Annotated in this window: 17 protein-coding genes; 8 read left to right on the forward strand and 9 right to left on the reverse strand. The window is 54.9% G+C overall.

What is annotated here, in order from left to right:
* From DF283_RS11940 to DF283_RS11975, 8 genes are all read right to left on the reverse strand, one after another.
* Window positions 1-456: hypothetical protein (locus DF283_RS11940; protein WP_303675107.1), on the reverse strand; the 456-nt coding region annotated here is incomplete at its 3' end.
* Window positions 457-877: 421 nt separating this feature from the next.
* Entirely contained in the window at window positions 878-2,323 is a 1,446-nt protein-coding gene (locus DF283_RS11945) for a CCA tRNA nucleotidyltransferase (RefSeq protein WP_303675108.1), read from the reverse strand.
* 99 nt (window positions 2,324-2,422) lie between these two features.
* Window positions 2,423-3,190: a 16S rRNA (uracil(1498)-N(3))-methyltransferase gene (locus tag DF283_RS11950; protein WP_303675109.1), complete on the reverse strand. Its 768-nt coding sequence runs from the start codon at window positions 3,188-3,190 to the stop codon at window positions 2,423-2,425.
* A 101-nt stretch (window positions 3,191-3,291) separates the two neighbouring features.
* Complete coding sequence (locus tag DF283_RS11955) at window positions 3,292-4,689, reverse strand: MurT ligase domain-containing protein (protein ID WP_303675110.1); 1,398 nt, start codon at window positions 4,687-4,689, stop codon at window positions 3,292-3,294.
* A 50-nt stretch (window positions 4,690-4,739) separates the two neighbouring features.
* Entirely contained in the window at window positions 4,740-5,234 is a 495-nt protein-coding gene (locus tag DF283_RS11960; protein WP_303675111.1) for an ImmA/IrrE family metallo-endopeptidase, read from the reverse strand.
* 2 nt (window positions 5,235-5,236) lie between these two features.
* Window positions 5,237-5,836, reverse strand: a complete 600-nt coding sequence (locus tag DF283_RS11965) for a hypothetical protein (RefSeq protein WP_303675112.1) — start codon at window positions 5,834-5,836, stop codon at window positions 5,237-5,239.
* Window positions 5,837-5,876: 40 nt separating this feature from the next.
* The gene (locus DF283_RS11970) at window positions 5,877-6,317 is read right to left on the reverse strand and encodes a VOC family protein (protein WP_303675113.1); all 441 of its coding nucleotides are present in this window, start codon (window positions 6,315-6,317) and stop codon (window positions 5,877-5,879) included.
* Between the two features lie 29 nt (window positions 6,318-6,346).
* Window positions 6,347-7,546, reverse strand: a complete 1,200-nt coding sequence (locus DF283_RS11975; RefSeq protein ID WP_303675114.1) for an LL-diaminopimelate aminotransferase — start codon at window positions 7,544-7,546, stop codon at window positions 6,347-6,349.
* 232 nt (window positions 7,547-7,778) lie between these two features.
* Between DF283_RS11975 and prmA the strand changes: the two genes are divergently transcribed.
* Window positions 7,779-8,708 (forward strand): 50S ribosomal protein L11 methyltransferase, encoded by a 930-nt coding sequence (gene prmA / locus DF283_RS11980; RefSeq protein WP_303675115.1) that lies wholly within the window; start codon window positions 7,779-7,781, stop codon window positions 8,706-8,708.
* Between the two features lie 254 nt (window positions 8,709-8,962).
* Here prmA and DF283_RS11985 read toward each other — a convergent pair whose 3' ends face one another.
* Entirely contained in the window at window positions 8,963-10,282 is a 1,320-nt protein-coding gene (locus DF283_RS11985) for a hypothetical protein (RefSeq protein WP_303675116.1), read from the reverse strand.
* A gap of 352 nt (window positions 10,283-10,634) precedes the next feature.
* Between DF283_RS11985 and DF283_RS11990 the strand changes: the two genes are divergently transcribed.
* The 7 genes from DF283_RS11990 to DF283_RS12020 all read left to right on the forward strand — a co-directional run bounded on the left by DF283_RS11990 (window position 10,635) and on the right by DF283_RS12020 (window position 17,510).
* Entirely contained in the window at window positions 10,635-11,450 is an 816-nt protein-coding gene (locus DF283_RS11990; RefSeq protein ID WP_303675117.1) for a sigma-70 family RNA polymerase sigma factor, read from the forward strand.
* Between the two features lie 47 nt (window positions 11,451-11,497).
* Window positions 11,498-12,103 (forward strand): hypothetical protein, encoded by a 606-nt coding sequence (locus DF283_RS11995; protein ID WP_303675118.1) that lies wholly within the window; start codon window positions 11,498-11,500, stop codon window positions 12,101-12,103.
* The gene (locus DF283_RS12000; protein WP_303675119.1) at window positions 12,040-12,984 is read left to right on the forward strand and encodes a hypothetical protein; all 945 of its coding nucleotides are present in this window, start codon (window positions 12,040-12,042) and stop codon (window positions 12,982-12,984) included. The genes DF283_RS11995 and DF283_RS12000 overlap by 64 nt, the downstream gene beginning before the upstream one ends.
* 10 nt (window positions 12,985-12,994) lie before the next feature.
* Window positions 12,995-14,140, forward strand: coding sequence for a two-component system sensor histidine kinase NtrB (locus DF283_RS12005; protein ID WP_303675120.1), 1,146 nt, complete (start codon window positions 12,995-12,997; stop codon window positions 14,138-14,140).
* A 46-nt stretch (window positions 14,141-14,186) separates the two neighbouring features.
* The gene (locus DF283_RS12010; protein ID WP_303675121.1) at window positions 14,187-15,173 is read left to right on the forward strand and encodes an ATP-binding response regulator; all 987 of its coding nucleotides are present in this window, start codon (window positions 14,187-14,189) and stop codon (window positions 15,171-15,173) included.
* A gap of 404 nt (window positions 15,174-15,577) precedes the next feature.
* On the forward strand, window positions 15,578-16,381 hold the full coding sequence (locus DF283_RS12015; protein ID WP_303675122.1) for a hypothetical protein: 804 nt from the start codon (window positions 15,578-15,580) through the stop codon (window positions 16,379-16,381).
* A gap of 367 nt (window positions 16,382-16,748) precedes the next feature.
* Entirely contained in the window at window positions 16,749-17,510 is a 762-nt protein-coding gene (locus tag DF283_RS12020) for a hypothetical protein (RefSeq protein WP_303675123.1), read from the forward strand.
* The last annotated feature ends 13 nt before the right edge of the window (window positions 17,511-17,523 follow it).

Below are 17,523 nucleotides of genomic sequence, written 5' to 3' on the forward strand. Positions count from 1 at the left end.
CAGCACAGACTTGGTGCCCACCTGATACGGCTCGGTGCCCGTTACATATTTCTCGGTGCCGGTGACGTACTTCTCAGTCCCCACCTGCACATCTTTGTACCCCGTCAGCACAGACTTGGTACCCGACTGGTAAGACTCGGTCCCGGTGACATATTTCTCGGTGCCGGTGGGATACTTTTCTGTTCCCACCTGCACATCTTTGTACCCCGTCAGCACAGACTTGGTACCCGACTGATAAGACTCGGTCCCGGTGACGTACTTCTCCGTACCAACCGAGACGTTCTTATAACCCGATAGAGTCGGGGCAGTGCCCACTTGCTCCCGGCTGTTTTCATAGCCCACCACGGTGGTATTGGGCTTATTTTGCCCCGTATAGGTCAAGGACAAGGTTTGGGCGTTATTATTGGTGGCTTTGTAATTCAGGGTCTTATCAGTGGCCTGAGCATACTGATACACCTGACCACTCTTGGATATATATTGTGGCTGGCTCCCCGGGGCAAATGGCACTTGTTTTGCGTCTGCCGGAAGTATATAAGGATTGGCCGCCGACGCACCCGGAACCCCCGGCGGCGCGCTGACAGGAACGCTGGTGGCAGCGGGAGGCACTGCGGGAGCTGGGCTATAAGGAGCCCGATTGGTTATTGTTTGAAGATTGTATAAACTCATAACGTTCAACCCTCTATCGGCCTGTGTTGATGTCAAAAACATCGACGGCGTCGGCTATTTTTATATGGAGATTTATGCTTATATATATAAAAACAACATAAATCAGAGAATTGATCGCCACGCCACGAACCCACTCTAAAAAGCGGGTCAGCTCGGCCCAAATACCCACCGTTTGCCGAAAATTAGATGTTAATGCGATGGACTCCCACCGTCAGGAATGACCATAACGGGCCAACACCCAGACTTCCGCCTGAGCCCCATCCTGCACTTCTCCCAATTGCTGCGCCTCCTGCAAGGCCTCCAGCATTGCTTTCAAATGGGGCCCCGGCCCCACGTTTAAAATACGCATCAAGTCGTTTCCAGTCAGCAAGCGGGGCAAGTTAAGCGTGGGCGCTTCCCGCTCGTAATTGGCCATCAGCCACAAATGGGCCTCATGGGCCTTGTCAAAATCTTCCTGGCTTAACCAGTCCCCGCAGGCGCTATGCCGATCGGCCAAGGCCAGCAGGGTCACATCCAGCGTTTCTTCCCCCATGCGGCGGTAATATTTCAACACGGACTTGCGGGGAGACTCCGGCCCAAACTGGCAGGGATACAAGTGCCAGCGAATCAGCTTTTTAACGTAAGCCCGAATTTCATTGCTCACCTTCCAGCGCTTGAGTAACGGCTCGGCCATCTCCTCCCCCACTTCCTCGTGCCCGTGAAAAGTCAGGCGTTGCCCGTGTACGGCATCTTCCCGGGTGCCCAGCGTGGCGGGCTTGCCAATGTCGTGTAGCAGGCAGGCCAGCTTAATCAGGCCAAAGCGGGTGACGGAGGGCGTAAAAGCCTGCCGCACCCAATCCTGCACGGCCTGTGGGCATTCCCCAATCAGCCGCTCCGCTTGCTTCACCAGCTCCAGGGTATGATCAAACAGGCCCAAGTGATGGAAACCACTGGAGCCAATGGCCTTCATGGGGGTTAAATCGGGGATCAGCACTTCCAGCAAGCCGCAATCGGCCATCTGTTTGAGGAAGGAAAAGCAACGCTCCACGCTGAGCAAGCGAAAAAACTCGTACTGCACCCGCTCGCTGGCGGACTCCCATACTTTGGCCCCTTGGGCAGCCACCACGGCCAAAGTGGCCTCATCAATGGTTGCGGCCTGAATGGTCGCGGCCACCCGAAACACCCGCAACATGCGCAAAGGGTCATCCAGCAAGTTGAATTCACTGACCATGCGAATGGTTTTGGCCGACAAGTCCGCTTGCCCGTTGAAAGGATCGATCAGTTTCCCAGTCGTTAAATCCAGCGCCATGGCGTTCAGGGTCAAATCCCGGCGGGCCAGGTCAGCGTCCAGATTATTCTCCAGAGCGTCCGCCAAGTCCACGTTCAGACCCGCTTGATCGCCTTCGGTAAATACCACCCGATGAATGCCAAAATCCCAATCCAGCGGCACCAAGTGCCCGCCCTGCGCATCGGCCAACGCCTTGGCCACCGTGGCCGCCGAACAGTTCAGCACCGTAAAATCCAAATCCAGGGGCAGTTGGCCGGTCAAGAGCAAATCTCGCACCGCCCCGCCCACCAGATAGGCCTGTCCGCATTGCTGCTCCACCAACGACACCACACAGCGCACCATGGGGTGGCTCAGGGCGGCTTGTAACTGGCTGAGGGCAGAGGTGGACATTTCAGCGTTCTTTATATCAGTGAAGGGCATGCTATTGTCGCTCAGCCAAGGCGCTTTGCCAACTACGCTCCCTCAAATCCAAAGCAAAACCCCGGACGTTTAACCGCCCAATTCATAGACCACCGCCGCCATGGCCGCCATGGCCGCCGTCTCGCTGCGCATAATGCGCTGCCCCAAGCCGGCAAAGACAAACCCGGCCTGCTCAAACTGGGCCAACTCTGCGTCCGTCCAGCCCCCTTCCGGGCCAATGGCGAACAACAGGGTCTGCGCTGACGGATGCTTTCGCAAAATCGCTTGCAGGGTCTCCCGATGGGCCCCCCGCTCCGCCAGCAAAATGCGCTGACCCTGAATAGATCCTTGATGGCATAACGTTTTCACCGAAACGGGCGGCAAAATGGCCGGGATAAACAGGCCTTCCGATTGCTCCGCCGCCGAGCGCATGACCGCTTCCCAGCGTTCCTGCTTTTTCCCGAAATCTTTCTCATCCAGCTTGATAATAGTCCGCTCCGAAGCGATAGGCTGAATGACCGAAACGCCCAACTCAGTGGCTTTTTGAATCAGCCAGTCCCAGCGTTGCTCCTTGATGAGGGCCACGGCCAAGGTCACAGCGGGCAAATTCCCATCCGACGGTGGGAGCCGCCGCTCGACCTGCACGGTCAAGGCTCGCCTTTCCAGTGCTCGCAAGACGGCCACATAGGCTTGGCGACGCTCTCCATCCACCAGCACCACCGATTCCCCAACCCTGGCCCGCATGACCGTGCGCAGGTGATGGGCCACGCTCTCGTCCTCCAGGGTCAGCGTCGCCGGAAACTCAGCCACCGGGGCTGGCAGGCTAACGAAAAATCGCTTCAGGTGAAAGGTTTCCATTTTATTTAGACCCAAATCCTGGTGGTGCAATCAACAATGGGTATGGTTTGGCATGACATGACTGGATGACGTGGGAATGACAGGACGGCGCGACGATAAACTCAGGACAGCAGTTGCTTCAGGCTGAGCAGGGCCGTGTAGGTAGGCAGCAAGTACAGGGTTTCATCCGACTGGGTCTGGGCCAAGGCTTGGTCTAGCGCCGTTTTCAGCTCGGGCTGCACCTGAATGTTTTCCGCCGGGATGCCCGCGTACTTGAGTCGCACGGCCATATCGTCCGCCCGCACCCCGCTGACCATCACCTGCTTATGCGGGGGGATGGCCTCGAACTGGGCGTCCCAAATCCAGGAGACATCCCGCCCGTCGGCGTAATTGTCGTTCAGGGCAATCAGCAAACGACCCTTGGGATCGCCACCCACTAATTTGAGGACTTCGGAAGCCCCCACCGGATTCTTGATCAGCATGGTCAGGGTGTTTTTACCTTGCAACACCCGTTTTTCGGCCCGTCCAAACACGCTTTGATAATGTTGCAGGCCGCTTTCCAGCACGCTGGCTGGAAGTCCCAAATCGTAGGCGGCAGCGGCGGCGGCCAGCAAGTTATACACGTTAAACAGGCCCGGCAAGGGCAGGGTGAGGGTAAGACTCTCCTCCCCGTAGCGCAGGCGAATGTCGCTGGCCTCCGGCTTGACCAGCACATGCTCCGCTGCCACGGTCAGGGTTGGACGCTGAAAGCCGCAGTGCTGGCAGTGATAGTTGCCCAGATGACCAAAAATCAGGGTGTCGTAGGCCAGTGTCCCTTGGCAGGCCGGACATTGGGTCACTTCCCGAGTGAACGGCACTGGCCCGCTGACGGGCGTTCCGTGTTGGTAGGTGACCGTTTCCACCCCAAAGTACAGAAGGTTGTTTTGGAACGCATCGTGCTGGCCCAGCGTGGTGACCAGCGGATCATCACCGTTTAAAATAAGGCGGCCCTGGCCTTGGGCCAGTTCGGTTTGCTGAATGCCGCTTAAAATCAGCTTGGCGGTGGTGTCCAGCTCCCCGTAGCGATCCAGTTGATCCCGAAACAAATTACTGACCACCACCCGCTGTACCCCAATTTCGCTGGTCAGGCCTTTCATGGAGGCTTCATCCACTTCCAGCACGGCGTAATCCGCCTTGAGGTGGCCAGTCATGGTACTTTGCTGCACCAGCGCCGCCGTAATGCCCGGTACCATGTTGGCCCCCAATTGGTTATGCACCACCCGGTAGTCCGCTTCCCGGATGAACTGGGCCAACAGCCCGCAGGTGGTGGTTTTGCCGTTGGTGCCAGTCACGGCGATGACCTGATGCTTGACCTGCTTACCCAGATTACGCAACAGATCCGGGTCCAGTTTGCGGGCCACTTTACCGGGCAGGCTGGTGCCGGAGCCCATTTTGAGGAAAGCGGTCAGGTTGGCCACGGTTTTGGCGGTGGTTACGGCAAAAGCGGTTTTCAGCATGGCAAAGCGATTCCAGAACGTCATACCCCCCATCATACTATTTCCCGGCTGATTCGGTGTGGTTGGAATGTATATCAATCTTCTTGTGGAAGATCTAGGCGAATCTTTAGTGCAGTAGGGGAAACCTGCCACAGTTTGGCAACCACGTTGATGTCTTTTTTGTTGTCATAGTAGCTTTTTAGTACGAGATGTTTCGGCATTAATACAGACGCCGCAAATTTGTTTGCTTCTGTCTCGTGGCGCTGTTCGATAAGGGTATTGTAGAAATCACCAGCGGAAGTGCTTCGGTACATTTTGTCGTCATCAACTCCATTGCCTATTAGGTGTTGATGATAAAGGTAATGCCCAAGCTCATGAGCCATTGTAAATCGCCGACGAAAATAATGATCATCTTTATTTACAGAAATCTTATATCTTCCGTCTTCTAGCTTCTGTATTTGACCGGCGATGGCTTCATCCAATTTAGCTTTCGGATCTAGCTCAAGCCCAAGCTCCCTGATTAATGCTTCAATATTTACAGGGCATTCTGAGATAAATTTACTGATTGTCTTGCGAATTTCAGGATTCATCTCTATGACTCGCCATTATCTTCTCGTGCTAACTCTTGTAAGATTTTTGCGATTTCAGCGTCATCAATAGATCCAGTGCCAAAATCTTGTTCATAATCAAGATTTTCTTTCTGGATCAAAGGAGCTAGCCTTTCTACTAGTTTTGCCACCAATGCTTCGTTTTCCATTATAGCAGAAAGTCTTTGCTCTACTATGGCTTCAAAGCGCTCCAAGCCATCGTTTCCGTCTAAGTATTTCCTGACTTCATGCTCAGTAAGCGTGGAAGCCTTTTCTTTCAAGAGGTGGGAGCAGTGTTCTTTTGCGGTTTCAAGCGTTTCACGTCTTAAAACCCAGAAACCACTCAGCGCCAGAATGGCAATCACAACTCCCAGCATAGTCAAAGCAAGAGACACATAATCCAGCCTGCCCATTTGTTGAGCCGATGCCAGTACATCACCAGCAAAAACCAGTCCCGGGCAGCTTTTTGCTATTTGCTGAGCCTGAAGTATTTCGGCAGTGGTGGGCTTCAAATTTACCAAGAACAGATAGCCAAAGCCAACAACGATTAACAACTGGGCAGCGTAGGAGAGAGCCAAAAAGATTTTTTTCAGTAAGTCCCACATAAGGTCCTTAATTTTCTGAAGTGTTTTGAAACAACGTGAGTTACTCGGGTAAAATCGTTTGGCCGTCGGGAGTCAATTCAAAATGGGGATTCCAGACCACTTCCCAAACGTAGCCGTCCAAATCGGCGAAGTATCCGACATGGCCGCCCCATGCCTTGTCTTCAGCGGGTTTGAGAATACGTCCGCCAGCCTGTTCCGCTAAGTGCAGGAGTTGAACGACTTCTTCCAGATGCCCCACATTCTGAGACAACACGGTGCCGGAAAACCCGCTGGATGCTTCGGCTAGGCCCACTTCCGTGGCCAGTGCGTCCTTGGGGAACAAGGCCAATGAAAGTCCGTTTTGCAAGGGGAAATAGACCACCCCCGAAGATTTTCCTCGTTCAGAGGCGGTCCAGCCCAGCCCCTGCTCGTAAAACGAGCGGGACTGAGCCAAATCGGAAACACCCAACGTAATGAAATGAAGACGTTGTTGAAGCGACATGAATGGTTGCGGCCTTGATTGCGGCGATATTAAACGGCGGCGCTGTGCTTGGCCAGCTGGGTAAAGGTCACGCCTTCTTTTTCCATGCGGGCCAGCACTTCTTTCAAGCGCTCATCCGGCACGGTCAGGGCCACCCGGAAGTACCCTTCGCCTTCCGCCCCGTAGCCAGTGCCCGGAGGCACCACCACGCCGCATTTTTCCAGCAGCAGGCTGACGAATTCCACGCTTTTCATGCCAGTCGGCACGGGTACCCACAGGTAGAAGGTGGCCTCGTTGCGGGGGACGTTCCAGCCCAGCTTGTTCAGGCCTTCCACAAAAATATCCCGGCGACGGGCGTAAATGGCGTTGAGATCCTTGGTCAGCTCCTCGGACATATTCAGGCCCACGGCAGAGGCATGCTGGATGGCTTTGAACACGCCGCTGTCGGTGTTGTTTTTAACCGTGCCCAGCGCTTTAATGGCGTCCGGGTTGCCCACGGCGAAGCCCACCCGCCAGCCGGTCATGTTGTACATTTTGCTGAGGGAGAACATCTCGATGCACACGTCCTTGGCGCCCGGCACGGACAGGAAGCTGGGGGCCTTGTAGCCGTCAAAGGTCATTTCACTGTAGGCGTTGTCGTGGCACAACAAAATATCGTGCTGTTTGCAGAAGTCCACGATTTCCTTGATTTTGGCTTCATCGATGATGGCACCCAGCGGATTGTTGGGGTAGTTCAGGAAAAACAGCTTGGCCCGTTTGGCAATGTCCGCTGGAATTTTGCTCAGGTCGGGCAGAAACTTGTTTTCGGCCAAGAGGGGCACGGTGTAGGGTTCCCCGTGGCACAGCAGGGTGTAGTTGTGGTACACCGGGTAGCCGGGGGAGGGGCACAGCACCACATCCCCGGGGTTGACGTAGGCCAGAATGAGGTGAGCCAGCCCTTCCTTGGAGCCAATCAGGGACAGGGCTTCCGTGGCCGGGTCTACAGTGACGCCAAAGCGGGTTTTCATCCAGTTGGTAGCGGCGGTGCGAAATTCCTCGGTGCCATGATAGGGCGGGTAGTTGTGGTTGGCCGGTTCGGCCACCGCTTTTTGCATGGCGGCCACAATGGGAGCCGGGGTTGGCAGATCGGGATCGCCCACGCCCAGACTGATAATGTCCACGCCACGGGCTTTGGCTTCGGCGATTTTACGGTCGATTTCGGCGAACAGATACGGGGGCAGTTTGCCCAGATTGGCGGCGGGTTGGGGCATGGGGTCAGATCCTCTCAATAATATGGACAATAAAAACTTGATGAATAAAAAACTGAATTCTAAAGCGCTGGGTCTAAGAACACCCGGGAACCCTCCCGAACGGTGGACGCGAAAAGGGCGGTAAACCTTGTGAAGGCGGTCGGGCTTGGGGTAATCTTGAGAGGGTACTTTAACACAAATACCGGCACCCTGAAACACTTTCCCAACCCACCCAGAGGAGCTTTTGCCCATTATGGAACCCACCACGCAAGCCCATCCGACCAACGCCGTGCTGGAAGTGCGCATTCAATGCCCGCCGGTGCTGGCCAGTTACCTGGAAGAGTTGCTGTGGACCATTGAGGGGGTGGAAAGCGTTTGTGAGACCTACAACAACGAGCGCACCGACGATGAAACCCGCCCCTCGGATCTAAGCTATATGAGCATCCTGACCCGCAACCCTTTGGGGGAAGATCTGGTGAAGGTTCTGATGGTGCAGAACCCCAAGCTGATGAAGGTGTGCGACATTGTGGGCACCCAATGGATCGAGGAAAAAGACTGGGCGGAAAGCTGGAAGCAGCATTGGAAGCCCACCCATATCACCGAAAAACTGACCATTTGCCCCACTTGGGAAGACTACACCCCTCAGTCCGCCGAGGAAGTGGTGATTGTGCTAGACCCGGAATGCGCCTTTGGCACCGGAACGCACGAAACCACCCAGCTCATGCTGAAATTGCTGGAAGAACTGGCCGATCACACGGATTTATCCCAGAAAAATATACTGGACGTGGGCACTGGGTCTGGCATTTTGGGAATTTACGCCGCCAAGCGGGGCTGCCGTGAGGTCAAAGGGGTGGATAACGATTATCTGGCGGTGCAAACGGCCATTAAAAACGCCATCCAAAATAACGTGGACGCCTTTTGTGAGTTCACCGACACCCCCTTGGGGGAGCTGTGCCACACCAAGTATGACATTATGCTGGCCAATATCATTGCTCCGGTTATCCTGGAGCTATTCCCAGAGATACTAACCCGTTTGAGCCCCGGTGGCCTGTTTTACGCCAGCGGCCTGATTGAAACCTCCGTGGGCAAGGTGGAAGCGGCCATGCAGGAAGCTGGGTTCACGGACATCCAGCGTCGTCAGCAAGGCGACTGGTTTGCCCTATCCGGCGTTTATAAACCCTAGAAAGGTTTATAAAGCCTGGAAAGCCGTGCTTGAACCGATCGAGTCTGTAAACCCAAAACAGCTTTGCCATTCCCCGCCGCTCAAAGCTCCCTAGCATTCCCCGCCGCATCCTGCCATTCCCAGCCCTCACTGTCATTCCCGCGGAGGCGGGAATCCATTGCGTCAAGCGGCCAAGCAGCCCCTCACGCAGCGAAAAAAGTCTTATCCTGACCACACGCCAACAATGAACGCCGAAACCCCGGACAACCAAGCCATCAAGCCCCAGTGTTCAGCACTTTACCGGCGATGTCTTTTACCTTGTTTTCCCCCAGCGTGGCGTTTTTCAGCACGGCGCTTTCCTGCCACAGTTCATAGGGCTTTAAAATGCACTTGCGCTTGGCGTTGCCATTTTTCATAGCGTCCTGATTCAAGCGAATATCAGGCCGCATCTCAAGCCGAGCATCAATATCCGGACGGCTAAAGTCCAGCTCCTGACGACCAATCTGCTTGCTAAACACCGTTTCCATCAGGTCTTTATAATCAATATTAAAGCGAGGCAGCTTTTCTGACTGGCCTTTGGCATGGTGCTTATCCACGTAATTCAGCTCCTGGCCCGCTTGTCTGGTAATCAGCCACTGAAAAGGCCGATACGGCATAAACGGCAAGCTATACAGGCCAGCCATACTGGCAATCAGCCACTTGGTCGGGGTGTCACTGGCGCTATCGCCGTGCATTTCTTCCCGAAACTCCTCGGCTTCATCCCAGAGCAACTTGATGTTATTCCCAAAAATGCGATAGTTGGGGTCTTTACGGGTCATCAGGGCAAATTTCATACCAATCAGGGCCAACAAATCCAGGGCCCGATCCTGCTGCGCTTGCTGACCCTTATCAACATCCACCCAACCCCGATTGACCTCCTTGCGGAAGTGATTAAACGCCCAGCCTCTCAAGCTCCCAATCGGGCCGGATTTCTGACGTTCCACCCGGGTTTCGATATCCTGTCGGATGGCCTGCAACTGCTCAAGGAACATCGAGCCATCCAGCAGCTTTTCCCGCTCCAACGCGGTCGGCGCTTTGCCGCCCAGCAGGATATTCGGGATTTGCCCAGTGGCCTGTTTCTCACCCTGAATGGCCTTGGGCAGCGCCGCAGCCCATTGCTTGACTTGCGCTTTGGTGATCAGCCCACCGTAGATCGCTTTGAGGGTGTACATTTCAAAAAACATATCGGAGGACTCTTCCACCAAACCCAGCTTACCCGCTTCGTTGAAGCGACTGAGGTCTTCTCCGCTCACGGTTCTGGATAAATGGTTCACCTGGGCTTTGGCCCGGTCAAAAGTCAGCTTGGTGACCGAGTTGGCCACAAAATTCTCGTCAATGGTGTAGTGATACTTGGGCATGGCCTTTTTCAGGGCCTCTTGCATCCGGGTCAGGCTGACAGTGTCCAAACGAGAAGGGGAAGGGGCTCTCTGGGCCTCGTTTCTGTCCTGAGCCTGAGCGGTTTTACCGAAAAACAGATCGGCCGGACGCTTTTGAACCGGAGGCCGGGCGACGAGTTCTCCGGGAAAGGTTTGGGGCGAGGCGACGACGGGAAACATAAAAACAAGGTTCCTATCTGCAAGGCTGAAAGCACTGAGTGAGATTAACTGCTCTTAAAAAACCACTGAAAGCATTTGATTGCCATCATTATTTTCGGACATTTTCCATTTTCGGAAATTTGCGGGCAGGGTTTGGGCATGGAATGTTTCGTTCGGTGGGGCTGGCGCAGCCACTGCAGTATGGGATGCAGCCGGTCAGCCCCAGCGGATTTTCCGAGCCCGAGATGCCCCACGCTTGTCTGCATCAGACGGGGGATATTTTCTTCTCATGTTGGCAAAAAAACAAGTTGGTTTGCAAATCACTCTATAATAAATGTTACGGATGGATGGCAGGAAAAGGGTCTAAAAACGTATGAGCGAGGCTCACCCCCCGGCATCAAAATTGCACGTAGACGCCCGCCAAGGGCAATCTGCGCAGGCCGACGAAGTGCTGAAGCTGTGGCAAAACTACAAAAAAAATCCCAATAACGCGCAGTTACGGGAACAATTGATTCTGAAGTACCTGCACCTGGTGCGCTATGTGGTCAGTCGCATGCCCATTACCCTGCCCATCAGCATTGCCCCGGAAGATTTGGTCAGCTTTGGCACCATGGGCCTGATGGAGGCTGTGGAGCGCTTTGATCCGGGGCGGGGCCTGAAGTTTGAAACCTACGCGGTTACACGGATTCGGGGCTCCATCATCGATCAACTCCGCTTTCAGGACTGGATTCCCCGAGGGGTGCGCCGCCGAAGTAAAGAACTGTCGGCCACCATGCAGAAAATGGAAGAGGAACTGGGCCGGGCCCCCAACGACGAAGAATTGGCCGAGCGTCTGGGCGTGCCCCGGGAACGGCTGCAAGTGATGTTGTCGGAATCCCAGAACCTCATGTTGTCTCTGGATGACACCTACGGCAACGACACCACCGGCAGCAGCATGACCTTGCTGGACATGGTGGAAGATCGCAATAGCCCCGACCCACAGGGCGAATTTGAAGCGAGCGAATTGAGACGCCGACTGGCTGCGGCCATCGCCTCCCTGCCGGAGCGAGAGAAGCTGCTGATTGCCTTGTACTACCACGAGAATATGACCCTGCGCGAAATTGGCGAAATCATCTGCGTGTCCGAGTCCAGAGCCTGCCAACTGCACGCCCAGGCCCTGTTGCGCCTGCGTAGCCGCCTCAGCCAGTAAACCCCAAAAAACCAGCCCGCCCGGAATCATCAAGAAAATTAAAAGCCATGAAAAGTAACGACCTAAAACTGGGATACCTGCTGGTCAGCAGTCCTGTGCCCAACGTGTTTGTGGGCGGGTTAATGGTGACCGACAGTCGGGGCCTGCCCGCTGAATTTCGATATACCGAGCCCATTCAGCCCACCAAAATTCAGCAGGTGCTGTATGGCCAGGTGCTTAGCGCCTACATCAAACGGGAAGTGATCCTGGAAACGCTGCTTAAAAATCTGGAATCCAGATTCAAGTGCCTGCTGGTAGAGGACGAACATTTGGTGGACTACCCGGCCAAGGGCTACCCCATTGTGCGCATTGCCAGCACCAAGTCCTCCCCGCTGGGGGCCGTGGGCCAAACCCAGGAAATCGCCCCGGGGGAAATGCTTTTGCAGGTTTCAGCGGAGGGCAACCCGGTTCGCATCCACTACCAACGGCCCGAAAAAAGCGACAGTGCCAGCCCGGAGGCCATCGATCCCATTGCCCTGCTGCTGGAGGCCGGGGAGGACATGGACATTACCGAACCCCTGAAGCGGGTGGAAAAAGCCTTGGAGATTATATGCCAGGAAGCGGGAATCACCACAACGGGGAATCCCCCCAGCGCCAGCCCGACCACACGCTAGGCGGTAAAATCCGGCAGGAGATCAGCAGCGCCTTGCGCTTGCTGTTTAAAAGCGTTTCCCAGCAGGCTGTGGACGTGCGTATTCAAGCGCCGCTGGTCAGCTACCTGACCGAGCTAACAACAGACACCATTGGGGTCCCGCTGGAGAAGCCGGACATTCAGGTCAGCGACGATCCCATTCGCTGGCAAAGAGAGCATTTACCCAGTTGTCAGGCCCTACCACTATTGCACACCGTGCCTTTGGCCGCTGAACAACCCTGCACGCTGGCCCCTGTGCTGTGCAACGCTTCGGTGATCGAAGCGGCTGACGCCTCCTTGCATCAGGTTGACTTTCACAATGTACAATGGACCAAAGCCCACCGGGCACCGCTGGAGCCGATTCAGACCCAGTCCCGGCAAGGCCGGTGGCTCCGCTTCACCCAGCCGGGCAGCCGGACCATTCCCATTCCGCCCATCAAAGCCCGTGGCGCCTCCCTGAAAGAGCAAGCCTTGGCCACGCAAGCCCGGGAGAATCCCCGTTTTTTTGCGTTGCCCGTGCGTAAGACACCCATTCCCCCCTTTCGCTTCCCCCCGGAAATTCGGGAGCGCTTTCGGCAGGCGCTGGCGGAAAAGGCAGGCACCACGCCCGGCAACGTACAGCTCAAGGTCATCTTCCAGCGGCTGAACGTGGCCTTGTACACCACCGTTCAACAGGATGAGCAAGGGCATTTGTTGTGCGTGCCCAAAAACGAGCTGATGGGCCGCAACCTGCTCAACAAAAGTGGCCAGATGCTGCTCAACCGACTGCATCAAAATTCTGAAAACACCTATCTGGTGGTGGGCTTTCGGCTGGACAACCAGAAGGACATCCGCACCATGGTGCCGGTCAGCGCTTTGAGATGAGACCTCTCCCATGCAGCCCGAATTACTGATGATGGACAACATTCTGGATATTTTGCCTTCCGGCATGATTTTTATGCAGGCCGATGGCAGCATCCTGAAAATCAACGCAAAAGCCCGGGACACCCTGGGGCTCTCCCCCTCGGTACAGGCCAGCGATCTGAACCGCACCATGCCGGATTACCTCCTGCCCCTGATCAAACTGATGGAACAGGCCACCCAGGACATCCAGCGGGCGGAAATCTCCCTGACCCTGCCCGCCCGGCCCGAGATGTCCACCCTGGGGTTCAGCCTGAAGTTTATGCGGCCAGACGATAGCCAAGCACCCCTGAAGATTTTGACCTTCAGCGACATTACCCAGGTACAAAAAGACCAGTTGGCCATGGAAAAGATCAAGGATGAGCTGAACCAGTCCAAAAAGCTGGCCTCCATTGGCACCCTGATTGCCGGTGTGGCCCACGAGATGAACAACCCGCTGACCGGCATTTCCATGAGCGCTTCTCTGCTAAAAATGAACCTGGAGCGTTTAAAAGCGGTTCCAGAAGCTCAGGAGAGCCCTAAAGTGGCGGACAGCATCGAAAAAGGACTGCTGGAAATCCAGAAAATTACCCGGGCCAGCGAAAAGGCCGCTGTCCTGGTGAACGATCTGCTGGCCTACTCCAAGCCCTCCCAGCTGGTGCTGGTCGCCCTGCCTTTGCAGGCCGTGGTGAGCGATATTGTCAACGCCCTCAAGAGCCACCCCCATTTCTCCCAGTTTGACATTAAAATGCAGGGGCAAACCCCGCACCGGGTGCGCTGCGACCGCATCCGGCTGGAGCAGGTGTTTTACAATCTGGTTAAAAACGCTTGCGACGCCACCGATGGCAAGGGGCAGGTTACCATCTTCTTCAGTGAAAGCCAAAACCCCAAGGATGGCAGCCTGCAAGTGACCACCCATGTGAAGGATAACGGCCCCGGCATTGACAAATCGGTGATGAGCCAGATTTTCGACCCGTTTTTCACCACCAAAGGGCACAGTGGGGTGGGGCTGGGCCTCAGTATTTCTTACCGCACCATCGAGCAGCATGGCGGCTTGCTGTCGGTGGATAGTATCAAGTGGCAGGGCACCGAATTTAAAATCACCCTGCCAGTTTGCGAAGAACCGCTATACTTAGAGTAAACGAAAGCCTTCGAGCGTCGTTTTTCAAGTTCGTTGTGAGGGTTTTATGAGCGCCCCATTCCCCCCCCATCCCGATAGCGCCTCCGCTGTTGCGGACGGACCAGTACGAAACCATTATCGCGTCCTGATTGTGGATGACGATGACGTGGTGCGGGAAGGTCTGGTGGGCTATCTGGAAAATTACCACGAGGCCAACTATCAGTTGACCGTGACGGCCAGCCCCTCCGCCCCGGATGCCCGCCAAAAGCTGGCGGAAGAGGCCTACGATCTGGTTATTTCCGACATTAACATGCCGGAGGAGGATGGTTTTTCCCTGATCCAGTTCATTCAGGCCCACTACCCGCAAACCCGCACGGCCATGATCACCGCCTACAAGGTGGAGGATTACGTGCGCAACGCCAAAAAAACCGGCGTATTCAACATCATTGCCAAAACCGCCCCCTTCGACTTCGAGGAACTCTCCACCGTGGTGAATAACCTGCTGGAGCCCGCCTCCGCCTTTGGCATTGAAACCTACATGGACCCGCTGGCCCCTTTGTCCCAGATTGTGTTGACCAGCAGCGACGATATTTCGGTGGCGTTTGAGACCTTGCACGGCTTTTTAACCCGGGTTCAGATCCCCAACCCCAACGACTTGCTGACCGCCGTGATTGAGGCCATTACCAACGCCGTCTATCACGTGGCCAAGCTGCCGGATGGCTCCCTGAAGTATGAAAAAGGCCAGCGCATCGAGCGGCTGGAGGAAAATGAGTACGTTTACATTTACTACGGACAGGATTTAGAGCGCATTGGCATTGCCATTGTGGATCAGGGGGGGCGCATTACCGCCGATGAGATTTTATACTGGCTGGACCGCAACATCAGCGGCACCGGCCTGATGGACACCCACGGACGGGGCATGTACCTCATTCACCGGCTGGTGGATCGCCTGCTGATTAATATTGCCCCGGGCCAGCGCACGGAAATTATCATGCTGAATTACCGCAACCAATTTCACAGCGCAAACAAGCCCCTGTATATCAACCAGCTTTAAGAGACTATCCGAAAAGTATTGAGTCCGGTGTGGCGACAAGCCCTCAAAAATCAAGACCAGCACAGCGCAAGCAAGGCGCTTAGCCTGATAAGTAACGAAGCTGAGCAGCACACGAACGCAGTAGACGCCCGGAATGGAGGCTTTTCGGATAGTCTCTAAGAAAATACCGCCCCCCATTCCCCTTCACCGTTGCGGCGCAAGCGCGATCCGCCAAAATGGCCAGTCAGGCCATGCCCGCAGCGGTCGGATCATGATTTACATTTCTTGATGTTTTGGGGTTGAATAGCATCAGCTTATTTTCAGGGACTTTTATTGGGTCACATACTCAAGCTGTCCTGAGGCCCCACTCGTTTCAGCGCAGCCCGCCGTCAAATCCATCTTTGGTATGGAAGGAGAATTATTTTATGAGCGCCCCCACAGGTTTAGCTGGTTCCTCACTCCCCCAGACAACCAATAGAAACACCCGTACTCGTAACCCCGCACCAGATCTATTATCTTTTTCTCGAGATGAATTACTTCAAAACCAATACACAACAAAAGGCAGTAGAATTAACCGGCACAGACTGTCTGATGCTATTGCCAAAAAACCAGCCTCCTCACCCAAAGATGAATTATTATTTAAACACTACACAAGTTCTAGCAATAAAACTAACGAACACAGATTTTACCCAAAAGGTACTCCGGCACCAGCATTGGCTAATGCGCCAGCAGCAGCCAATGCAACAGCAGAAACCCCTGCGTCAACAGAAATCCCCGTACCAGTAGCAGCGGGTGGAAAAAGTGACTGCTGTGGTGGGACTGGTGCAGGGCACGTTCACAACGGTGCAAAAACCGGAAACCAAAGCACAGGGCAAGTTGTGGAAAGGGCTGAGGAAGATAAGCCACCCGTCGTAACAAACGGCGAGCAAGGCGATCCAAAAGTAGAGGGAGCTGAAGCCCCCAAAGCTGTGAACAACAACACCGACACAAAGCCCAAAACGAATGAAACCACCCCTAAAAACGAATCAGCTGAAAAAGAAGAGGGTGGCGGCATTATGAAAGGGTGGATCAAAACCAAAGTACTGACAGGCGCAGCCCTATTGGCTGGCGGTATCGCCCTGAAAATGACCCTCATCGGCATCATCCCCGGCCTGATTATGGCGGGCGTGGGTTCGGCCTTAATGGGTTGGGGTGGTATCAACTATTTGATGCAAGATAAAAAAGACTGATCCCCAGTTTTCCATCCCAGCAGTTCAATCCGTTAAAAAAACGCCTTCCACGCCCAGCGCCTGGAGGGCGTTTTTGATGGATAGCCCCTGTGATCGGCCTTATCGGAAAACCATCTCCGCTTAATCAGGCCTGGATTGGCCTTTACCAATCGTTGGGCTTTTCGACCTGGCCCCGTTGAGGCATGCCCGACTTTCCACTAAAATACTACGATATTAGCAAGTTTTCTTGCCAGTCCCGTTCTTTCTCAATCAAACTTTCAATCGCATTTTTCCTGTGTAATTTTTTACCGTTCTGTTTTTTCCTGCTTTATTCTTTCTTATTTTATTGTCCCATTTTATTTTTCAGTAAGCCGCCTGGAGCCCCCGCATGCACTCTTCGCTTTCTTCCCCCGGCCCACTACCCCGGTATGGATTCCCCCCCAGCCCCCCAGCAAACCCGGTTCGCTTTCAGGCCCGGCTCTCCACCCGGCAGACCCCGCAGTCGACCACGGAGCAGGTGCAAGCAGAGCCTACCAATCCCGGGCCCAGTATTCCACAGAACGCGCCCCTGCAATCAGGTTACGCTCGCCCGCTTCCAAGCGTGGTGTTGGGCAGAGCCCTGCCCCAAAACGGTGAAATTACCGGCTTTATAGACAGAGAGAGGGCCACAGCCTCAACACTGGTGGTCATTGAACAACCGGATCAGCCCGCCAACGTTCAGGTTCAAGGGGCTTTAAGCGCCTATCCGCCGCCCAGCACGATCAGCGATTCCAGCGACCCCGGAGACGGATTTGACACAGCTATTGAGACGCATCAGACACTCGACAGGGGGTTGGCGTGGTATTTGCGACTGTTCGGCATCGTGGGAGGCACGGCCCTGATCATTCCGGGCGCACTCATGCTGTCCATGGCCAATCAAACAGAAACACCACACGGCCCAAGGATGCACTTCTTCAGTAAATTTCTGAGCGGCTTCCTGATCACCAGCGGCTCTGCCATTTCGGCTCTGGCCGCTGTATCCAGTCTGAACGCAATCCACCCCAGTTTAACCACCCGGCTCACCTCAGGGCTTCGGGCCCGATTCAGGCCACAGGCCCCCATGGCCAGACCCGTAGTCCTTGAATTGCCTGCCGTTCATCTTGACGCGTGAGACGCTTGAAGTG

Origin of the sequence: Vampirovibrio chlorellavorus (assembly GCF_003149375.1) — a bacterium.
Classification (GTDB): Bacteria; Cyanobacteriota; Vampirovibrionia; order Vampirovibrionales; family Vampirovibrionaceae; genus Vampirovibrio; species Vampirovibrio chlorellavorus_B.